This is a genomic window from Actinomyces sp. HMSC075C01, assembly GCF_001812965.1.
In the GTDB taxonomy this organism is placed as follows: Bacteria; Actinomycetota; Actinomycetes; order Actinomycetales; family Actinomycetaceae; genus Actinomyces; species Actinomyces acetigenes.
In genome coordinates this window covers 1,924-5,815 of record NZ_KV810902.1, presented here as the reverse complement: position 1 = coordinate 5,815, position 3,892 = coordinate 1,924, and the positions used below count along the sequence as shown (strand labels likewise).

3 protein-coding genes and 1 pseudogene are annotated in these 3,892 nt (G+C 60.5%); 2 read left to right on the top strand and 2 right to left on the bottom strand.

Annotated features, from left to right (window positions below; translation table 11 throughout):
• Positions 1-331: 331 nt before the first annotated feature.
• Together HMPREF2883_RS15315 and HMPREF2883_RS13695 are read right to left on the bottom strand one after the other, a co-directional pair.
• Positions 332-649 carry a hypothetical protein gene (locus tag HMPREF2883_RS15315; RefSeq protein ID WP_256277236.1) on the bottom strand — a complete coding sequence of 106 codons (318 nt, stop codon included), beginning with the start codon at positions 647-649 and terminating at the stop codon, positions 332-334.
• A gap of 967 nt (positions 650-1,616) precedes the next feature.
• Positions 1,617-2,210, bottom strand: a complete 594-nt coding sequence (locus tag HMPREF2883_RS13695; protein WP_218079105.1) for a DJ-1/PfpI family protein — start codon at positions 2,208-2,210, stop codon at positions 1,617-1,619.
• 608 nt (positions 2,211-2,818) lie between these two features.
• Between HMPREF2883_RS13695 and HMPREF2883_RS14950 the strand changes: the two are divergent.
• Both HMPREF2883_RS14950 and HMPREF2883_RS00020 read left to right on the top strand, forming a co-directional pair.
• Positions 2,819-3,070: pseudogene (locus tag HMPREF2883_RS14950) on the top strand (transposase family protein); the annotation flags it as partial.
• A 166-nt stretch (positions 3,071-3,236) separates the two neighbouring features.
• The coding region (locus HMPREF2883_RS00020) for an ISAs1 family transposase (RefSeq protein ID WP_256277237.1) at positions 3,237-3,892 on the top strand (656 nt) is incomplete at its 3' end.

The following is a 3,892-nucleotide window of genomic DNA, read 5'->3' as shown; positions in this document are numbered from 1 at the left end:
ACTCCCCCAGTCCGAGAAACACCACGCACCCCAGGGCCTATCCAGGCGGGTCCACCGTCTTGGACGTGTTCCCGCTCCTAGTACTGCCGTGTGCTTGGGTGATCGGCTCGCCCTTGTCGTAGCCCAGATGCTCGCTCAAGCCAAGCGGCCAGGTCCTTCTCCAGGGTTTCCCTTGGTGCAGGGCCGGCAGCAGGCCATCAGCCCCGATCATCCTCACCTGCCCGGCACCAGGTCTGCTCAAACAAGCCGTCCTGAGCCCCAGCCGAGCGCACCTGGTAGACCACATCCCGCCCACCAGCAGAAGCCCTGTCGTCATCACCGGTAACAGCCATCAGTGCCAGTCCCTCCACAAGGGCTCACACAAGCCATTGAATACGATCGTTAGAGGCTGAGAGCATGCCGGCGTCGGCGACAATGACGAGCTCCTCGTGCCGTGAGCAGCCTGGAAAGCCTCCACGACGGGGATGATCGCGGTGGTCTCGGCCCGGTTGCTCTTCCAGCAGCCGACCTGGAGGGGGAACTTGTGACGGTCGACCAGCAGGCCCACGATGCTCTGCGGATCGACTCTCCTCTCCTTGGAGTAACCCGTCTGCCGCAGGCCGTCCTCACGCTCAGCCTCGAAGTAGAGCGTGGTCACCCCTGCAGGCACAGGGCCAGTATCCTGGTGGCGATGACGTGATCGAACAGGGCCTGAGAGATCGCCTCCCGGTAGCTCCGCTCGACACAACGTCCCAGGGAAAGGTCCGTACGCTGACCGCATCCATGCCCAGATCACCCAGGACACGGGGGACCTGGGCCCTGGAGGACGGCTCAATCAAACGCGCCAGCACCATCTGCTCAAAAGCCCGATCACCCCGACCGCCTCGCCCAGCCCCAGGCGGGTGTAGGCCCCGTGCAGGACCTCCCGCAGCAGAGCCAAGCGCTTGGCCTCCACGTGGTACCCACCGGGCCGGTACGTCTGGTGACGGTTCCAGGGACTCCAGGTCCGGCAGCCCCTGGCACTGCCAGGCAGCAATCTTCTGCCGCCCAGCCTCCATCAGGGCAGCCAGCTCGGCCTCGTCGTGGGCAGAGCCCCAGGTGCTCCACAATCCGGCGTACGCCGTCCTCCTTGACCGCGATTTGCACCGCCATGGTCCCCGAAGCAGTCCTGACCTTGCGCAGAAACGGGCTCACACCAGCTCACCATACGGCCTCTTAGTGCCCCAACAGCCCCCAACACCGCTATACCAACGAAAACTCACACCGACCTCCCCGAAACCCACCAAAGTGTCATGAGTCAAGGTAGGCGGCGAGCAGCGCCTGGGGCAGGTTGCGCCCCAGGGTGGTCAGAGCCAGACGCACACAGGAACAGGCCCAGCACCCGGGCCCCGACCACCGGCAAATCGGGGTTCTCTGTGTAAATCCTCTCGCACAGGTCCACAACCTCGATGCAAGTGATCCTCGTGCCACTACGTTGAGTCGACTTAGACACCAAAACTCTCCCAAGAGCAACGCCACCTTACTTAGCGACACACACCCCTTTAAAACATTCTAAACACCCCATGAATAAGCCTCCTTTATCCCACTTTCAGCATCCCAACAATTAAAACTCGATATCTCTCAAGACATGCACATTTTTAAACAATCGATACCGAAGAAAATGGGTCATCGTCAGCGTCATTACATGGGAGGTACTCAATCTCGTCCACGACTTTCTTAACCCGATCTTGTCCGTAAAGTTCCACAAGCAACGCCACTGTCATATCCAGGCCAGCCATCACCCCAGATGAAGTCCATCGATTTCCATCATGCACCCATCTAGCACGAGAAACCCAGGTCACATCACAACCAAATTGTTTAACCCAGGAAAATGCCCGCTTATTTGATGTAGCTCTACACCCGTCGAGCAGGCCAGCCGATGCAAGTATCGCCGCTCCAGTACAGACGGAGGCGATGACACTAGCCCCCTCACCCCATCGCCGGAGGCGGGAAAGGAATACTTTGTCATGAACTATTCTCCGAGCCCCCCTCCCTCCAGGGACGAGAATGATGTCGCTTTCGATCACATCATCATATGCTCTTGTTGCCGCAACACTTACACCTCGATAACTTCGCACACCACCGACGTGCGCCCCCACCATAGTGATACCAAGTTCAGGGAAACGCGACATCAGTCCGACCGGACAGCAGGCGTCGAGCAGTTCGAAATCTTCAAACAGAACTACAGTCACACTGAATTGCTTTTTTATAGACATAAAGAAACCTCGAAGATGCGAAGACTATTGAACGACGGAGCGACATCTACCGGAAGAGAATCAACCACTTTCCCGACAAGATCTGCACCACCTAGTTAACTAGATTCTCAATCAGTAGATAACTGATTTAAGGAGTCTAATAACTGCGTGAGGCTATGGTGTTCGTGACGCGGGTTGAGCGGCATGTGTTTGGTCATGATAGGCAGAAGCGTAGGAGCAATGGTAGTTGTAGTAGGAGGTCCATGCTGCGATGGCATCGTCACGACACTGTCGCTGGAGAGCAGTAGGTGCTGACGTAGAGGCGCTTCCTGACTAGGATACGACTGCGGCGCTCGTCTTCGCCATCTTGGTGGGTTAAGAAGGGAAGGATCCTCCGACACTCCGAGGTGAAGGAGCTAGCGACCGCGGTGAAAACTTTGACCCGGTAACTGGCCTCGTTGCCGGTGCAGGGGGTCGGCAAAGTCGGTGGGTGAGGGTGTCTGAGCTGGTTTGACGGGGTGGTGTGTCGCTGGGACGGGGGCGCGGGCCCCGCAGGGACGATGAGTGGTGCTTAATCAATCCCTTCGTCCTGGGAGCCCGCGCTGATGTCATCTTCCACCACGAACGCCTTGTCGCGCCAGCCTCTGGTCCAGGTTCTCAGGAGCGTCACCGACCCCCGGGACAGGCGGGGTGTGCGTCATGACCTGCTTACGGTGCTGTCTCTGGCTGTGACGGGGGTGCTGGCCGGCTGTCGCAGCCTGACTGCGATATGGGAGTACACCACCGACCTGACCGCCGCCGACCTGGAGGCCCTGGGACTGGAGGCGGGGCAGGATCTTCCGTCGGAGTCGACCATCCGCCGGGTCCTGCAGGGCCTGGACCCCGGAGGTCTTGATGCCCACCTGAGGTCCTGGTTGTGCACACGCACCGGCAGCATCGAAGGAAGAACAGTCATTGCGGTGGACGGCAAGACCATGCGCGGGGCTCGTCAGGGGCAGGTGCCTGCCTCATCTCCTGGCCGCTTTGGACCACGCCGCCGGCGCGGTCCTGACCCAGCAGCGGGTGGAGGACAAGTCCAACGAGATCCCCGCGCTCAGGGAGCTTCTCGAACCCTTGGACCTGGAAGGGGTGGTGGTGAGCGCCGATGCGATGCACACCCAGGTGGACACCGCCGAGTGGATCCGCGATCAGGGTGGCCACTACGTGCTGACGGTCAAGGGCAACCAGAAGACCCTTCGCAAGACGCTCAAGGCGCTGCCCTGGAAGAGTGTCCCGTCCGTCTCGAGCGTCGACACCGGTCACGGTCGGCGGGTGCGGCGTACTGCCAAGGCGATTGAGGCTCCCGCCTGGGTGGACTTCCCCGCCGCTGCGCAGGTGGTCCAGCTCCGACGCACCAGGACCATCAAGAGCAGGAAGCATGTTGAGGTGGTCTACCTGATTTGCTCCCTGCCTATGACCGATGCCCAGCCCGAGGTCGTCGCGGCCTGGATCCAAGGGCACTGGGGAATCGAGAACCGTCTCCACTGGGTCAGGGACGTGGTCTTCGATGAGGACCGCCACCAGCTACGCACCGGCAACGGCCCACAGGTCATGGCCACCCTGCGTAACCTGGCCATCAGCCTCATCCGACTCTTCCACGGCACCGGCACCTCCATCGCCAGCACCACCAGATCCCTGTC